Below are 5,299 nucleotides of genomic sequence, written 5' to 3'. Positions count from 1 at the left end.
CAACGGGCTCGGCCTGCCGCGGCGTGCCGGCGGTCTCGGCCGTGCGGAACGCGTCGAAGGGCTCGGCGAAGCGGAGCGTGTCGAACAACGCGTCGAGCGGGTCCGCCGGGCGGGCTGCGGCGGTGCCGCCGAAGGCGTCGAACGGCTCCGCCGGACCCGGCGTCTGTCCGAAGGCATCGAAAGGTTCCGCCGGACGCGGCGTGTTTCCGAGAGCGTCGAACGGTTCCGCCGGACGCGGCGCGGATCCTGGAGCGTCGAACGGCTCCCCGGGGCGCGGCACGGCGCCGAAGGCGTCGAACGGCTCCGCCGGACGCGGCGCGCTGCCGAAGGCGTCGAACGGCACCGCGGGGCGAAGTGATGTGTCAGCGGTGGGGAAGGGGTCCGCGGGGCGGGGCGAGGCGCCGAAGGCCTCGAACGGGTCCGCGCGATGGGGAGCCTCAGGGACGCCGAAGGGGTCGGACGGGCCGGCCTGACGGAAGGCGTCGAACGTGTCCGCAGCGGTGTCCGCGGCAGCCGGAGCAGACGGTGTGGCAGGCGGTGTGGCAGCCGGAGCAGACGCTGTTGCAGACGGGGTGGCAGGAGGCGCGGCGGGTGGTGTGGCCGGCGGTGTGGCGGACGCGATCTGGGCGGGCTCCTGCGCGGACCCCTGCGGCTCCACGGGTGCGGCCAGGGCCGCCTGCCGCTCCACCGGCGAGGGCCGGCCGGGGCGTCTCCTGCGCAGACGCCCCTCGCCCAGCGAGTTGAGCAGCGCGCCACGCAACCGGGGCATGGGCTCGGTCGTCGCCTCGTGCTTGGCCTTACGCCGGGAGCCCTGCGGCTGCGCGATGGCGTCGGTCTTGACCACGCACGTGTTGGTGACCTGGTCGGGGTCGCTCAGCGGCAGCGGCCAGGTCGGCGTGGTCGGCCAGAGCCTCTTGGTTACCAGCCCGGAGGACTGTTCCGGACCCGCCGCGGCACTGCCCGGCTCCTCGTACGGCAGCGCCGTCAGCACCCGGTCGCGCACGGACGCGGCCGGCCGGTGCCAGGGGAGCCGGGCCAGCACGTCGCCGACGGGGGAGACGCCGATGGCGTCGTAGACCTCCGCGACCGACGTGGGCACGAACGGCGCCGACCTGGCGGCGGTGACCGCCGTCTCCAGGGTCTGGGCGAAGCGGCGCGTCGCCGCCGCGATCAGCTCCTCGGCGGTGTCGACCGCCACGTCGAGAACGAGTGACAGCTCGGGCGCGGTGAGGCCGCACACCTCCGACAGCAGCAGGACCTCGCGCTGGTGCGGCCGGATGTCCCGGAACACGCGCTCGATCAACGCGGTGGCGGGATCGGCGACCGAGTCGACCGCCGGCAGCGCGTAACTGACGTCCCGGCGGTAGATCTCCCGGCGCGCCAGCGCGTACAACGCGGCGCGCGAGGGCGGCTCGGCGGTCGGAGCGGTGGTGAAGACGGCCACCACGGCGTCGGCGGCCGACGTGGTCTGGCCGAGCTGGTCGTGGCAGTAAGCGAACAACCCCGTGGCGTGACGCTCGTAGAGCTCGGCGATCAGCTCGCTTCTGGAGCGCTGACCGGTGAGCGGTGGAGTCACGACCGGCTCCTCTGAGTTTCGTGCTGGTCCGTATCGGAGGGACGCGGCGGGGGGATGGGAGAGGCGTGAGAGTAATCATGCCAACACATCGCCGCGCCACGCATCAGGAGATGCCCTATTGATAGATATCTAGGCCCGGATATCGGAGGTTCCCGCCGTAGGCTGGGCGCCGGGTGTTCTGTCCGGAACGGGTGGCGTTTGATATCCGGGGGGCGCACGGGGAAGAGCGAGTGGGCCTCCTGATGTTGGGTTGATCGCACACTCTTTCGAAGGGCGAGATGGCGTGATCACGTTCGAAGGCGTCACCAAGCGCTACCGGGACGGAACGGTGGCCGTAGACGACCTCAGCCTGGAGGTGCCCACGGGTGCGATCACCGTGTTCGTGGGCCCCTCCGGCTGCGGCAAGACCACGTCGCTGCGGATGATCAACCGCATGATCGACGCCACCTCCGGCCGCATCGCCCTGGACGGCCGGGACGTGCGCGAGATCGACCCGCCCACGCTCCGGCGCGGCATCGGGTACGTGATCCAGCAGGCGGGTCTCTTCCCGCACCGGAAGATCGTGGACAACGTGGCGACCGTGCCGTACCTGCTGGGCTGGAGCAAACAGAAGGCGCGCGCCCGGGCGATGGAGCTGCTGGAGCTGGTCGGCCTCGACCCGGGACTGGCCGGCCGATACCCCTTCCAGCTCTCCGGCGGCCAGCAGCAGCGGGTCGGCGTGGCCCGGGCGCTCGCGGCCGATCCCCCGGTGCTGCTCATGGACGAGCCGTTCAGCGCCGTCGACCCGATCGTGCGGGCCAGCCTGCAGGACGAGTTGCTGCGGCTGCAGTCGGAGCTGCGCAAGACGATCGTGTTCGTCACCCACGACATCGACGAGGCGGTCAAGCTCGGCGACACCGTGGCCGTCCTGCGCGTCGGCGGGCGGCTGGCCCAGATGGCCGGCCCGGCCACGCTGCTCACCGAGCCCGCCGACGACTTCGTCCGCGAGTTCCTCGGCCGCGACCGCGGCATCCGGCGGCTGTCGTTCATCTCGGCCAAGGAGGTGCGGCTGAGCCAGGCGCCGTCCGATCTAACGACCGACGAGTCCGGCAGGCCGCTCGGCTGGCGGACCGCCGACGGGCTCGCGGCGTACGGGACCTTCGACCCGGAGACCGACTCGCTGCGGGCGGCGCTCGACGCGGCCCTGCTGTCGGCGAACGGCGTCGCGGTCGCCGTGGACGAGGAGGGCCGCGTGCGCGGTGTGGCGGGGCGTGACGCGATCGACGAACTGCTCGCCGAGTACGCGCCGCCCGCCGCGCCGTCCCCGCCGTCCCCGCCGGCCGCGGACGCCGGGCCGGCCGAGGAGGCGCCCGCGTGACTCAGGAGCCTCTGGTCCGGTGGGACTGGATCGCGCGCAACTGGGCCAACGGAGGCCCCACCGCGATCAGCGCCCTGCTGGAGAACCACGTCGTGATGGCCTTCCTGCCCGTGCTGTTCGGGCTGGTCGTGGCCCTGCCGCTGGGCCTCGCCTGCGTGCGGTGGCGCTGGCTGTACCAGCCGACGGCCGCGCTGATGAACGTCACCTACTCGCTGCCGTCCCTCGTGCTGTTCTCGATCTTCCTGTCGGTCACCGGGCTCACCAGGTCGACCGTCGTCATCCCGCTGACGTTCTTCGCGCTCGCGGTCCTGATCCCCGCCGTGGTGGACGGCCTGGCCTCGGTGCCCGACCCCGTACGGCAGTCGGCGGTGGCGATGGGGTTCCGGCCCGCGCGCCGGCTGCTCCGGGTCGAGCTGCCGGTCGCCGTGCCGGTGGTCCTGGCCGGGCTGCGGGTCGCCACCGTGTCCAGCATCAGCCTGGTCAGCGTGGGCGCGCTGATCGGCCAGGGCGGGCTGGGCAACCTGTTCATCGACGGCTGGCAGCGGCAGTTCTACACGCCCATCGTGGTCGGGATCGTGCTCATCGTCCTGCTCGCCGTGCTCGCCGACGGGTTGCTCGTGCTCGCCCAGCGGCTGCTGACCCCCTGGTCCCGGGCGAGGAGGGCGGCGTGAACTTCCTGGCCGACTTCTTCGGCGACGCGTCGCGCTGGTCCGGGCCCGACGGCATCCCCGTCCGGCTGCTGGAGCACCTGGAGTTCTCGGCGGCGGCCTTCCTCGTCGCGGCGCTGATCGCCGTGCCGCTCGGCATGCTCATCGGCCACACGGGCCGCGGCGCGCTGGTCGTCGTGGTCGCGGCGAACGCCGCCCGGGCGTTGCCGACGCTCGGCCTGCTCGTGCTCGTGGTGCTGCTGGCGGGCGTGGGGACCGTGCTGCCGGTGCTGATCCCGCTGATCGTGCTGGCGATCCCGCCCATCCTGGTGAACACGTACGAGGGCGTGCGGGGGGTGGACGCCGACCTGCGCGACGCCGCGTACGGCATGGGCCTGCGCGGGCGGCAGGTGCTGTTCCGGACGCTGACCCCGGTCGCGCTGCCGCTGATCCTGCTGGGCCTGCGCCTGGCGGCCATCCAGGTCGTCTCGACCGCCACCGTCGCGGCGTTCGTCGGCCTGGGCGGGCTCGGCCGCTTCATCATCGACGGCCTGGCCACCAAGACCTATGCGAGCGTCATCGGGGGAGCGGTCCTGGTGGCCGCCCTCGCCCTGGCCGTCCAGTTCGCCTTCCTCCTCCTGGACCGGGTGGTCGTCTCGCCCGGAGTCCGCCAGGTCCGCTAATCTCCCTATTATCCCCTGACAATGAAGGGTTTATCTGGCATGAGGCGTATCTTCGGCGTCGCGGCGGTCGCGCTGACCGCGGCGCTCACGTTATCGGCCTGCGGGGGCTCCGACCCGCTGTCCAGCACGGCGACCGCCGCTCCAACGGCCTCCGGCTCGGGCGGCGCCGCCCCCGTGAAGGTCGTCGTCGGCTCCTTCGACTTCCCCGAGAGCGTCCTGCTCGCCTCGATGTACGCCCAGGCCCTCCAGGCCAAGGGGGTCACCGTGGAGGAGAAGCCGAACATCGGCAGCCGCGAGGTGGTCTACGACCAGGTCAAGAGCGGCGGCCTGACCGTGCTGCCCGAGTACGCCGGGTCGCTGCTGGCCTTCGTGGACAAGTCGAGCACGGCCAAGACCAAGGACGAGATCGTCGCCGGTCTCAAGGCCAAGCTGCCGCCTGAGCTGGAGCTGCTGGAGCCGGCCGCGGCCGAGGACAACAACTCCCTCACCGTCACCAAGGCCACGGCCGACAAGTACAAGCTGACGACCATCGAGGACCTCGCCAAGGTGGCGAAGGACTTCGTGGTCGGCGGGCCGCCGGAGTTCAAGCAGCGGCAGGAGGAGAACTTCAAGAGCGTCTACGGCCTGGAGTTCAAGCAGTGGAAGCCCACCGGGGCGACCACCGCCGACGCGATCAAGAGCGGCACGGTCCAGGTGGGCAACGTGTTCACCACCGACCCCAAGATCGTGCTGAACGACCTCGTGCCGCTGCAGGACAACAAGAACGCCTTCGGCTCCGAGAACATCACGCCCCTCGTCTTCAAGGCCGGGGTGGACGACACCGTGACCTCCACGCTCAACGCGGTCTCCGCCAAGCTGGACACCCAGACGCTGGTCGGCCTCATGAAGCGGATCGCCGTCGACAAGGACGACCCGCCCGTGGTCGCCAAGGACTGGCTCACCCAGAACGGCCTGGTGTGACCTGAGCCGGGGGGCCCGGGATGCCGCATCCCGGGCCCCCGGCCCCGGGAACACCCGAGCCGCAACCTGGGGGAGG

4 protein-coding genes and 1 pseudogene are annotated in these 5,299 nt (G+C 71.9%); 4 read left to right on the top strand and 1 reads right to left on the bottom strand.

The features are described 5' to 3' along the window. Positions 1-1,576, bottom strand: a pseudogene (locus AB0J39_RS38050) (hypothetical protein); the annotation flags it as partial. Positions 1,577-1,859: 283 nt separating this feature from the next. On the opposite strand from AB0J39_RS38050, the gene AB0J39_RS38045 reads away from it, so the two are divergent. Genes AB0J39_RS38045 through AB0J39_RS38030 form a run of 4 tightly spaced genes read left to right on the top strand, consistent with a single transcriptional unit; the run spans position 1,860 to position 5,223 of the window. Further along, entirely contained in the window at positions 1,860-2,933 is a 1,074-nt protein-coding gene (locus AB0J39_RS38045) for an ATP-binding cassette domain-containing protein (protein ID WP_363473845.1), read from the top strand. After that, the gene (locus tag AB0J39_RS38040) at positions 2,930-3,604 is read left to right on the top strand and encodes an ABC transporter permease (RefSeq protein ID WP_346224497.1); all 675 of its coding nucleotides are present in this window, start codon (positions 2,930-2,932) and stop codon (positions 3,602-3,604) included. Before AB0J39_RS38045 ends, AB0J39_RS38040 begins: the two co-directional genes overlap by 4 nt. Beyond that, positions 3,601-4,263 (top strand): ABC transporter permease subunit, encoded by a 663-nt coding sequence (locus AB0J39_RS38035; RefSeq protein ID WP_346224498.1) that lies wholly within the window; start codon positions 3,601-3,603, stop codon positions 4,261-4,263. Before AB0J39_RS38040 ends, AB0J39_RS38035 begins: the two co-directional genes overlap by 4 nt. Before the next feature lie 39 nt (positions 4,264-4,302). Next, entirely contained in the window at positions 4,303-5,223 is a 921-nt protein-coding gene (locus AB0J39_RS38030; protein WP_363473843.1) for an ABC transporter substrate-binding protein, read from the top strand. The last annotated feature ends 76 nt before the right edge of the window (positions 5,224-5,299 follow it).

This window comes from Microbispora sp. NPDC049633, assembly GCF_040675265.1.
Taxonomy (GTDB): Bacteria; Actinomycetota; Actinomycetes; order Streptosporangiales; family Streptosporangiaceae; genus Microbispora; species Microbispora maris.
Note: the sequence above shows the minus strand (reverse complement) of the source record. Positions and strands in the feature narration are given on the sequence as shown.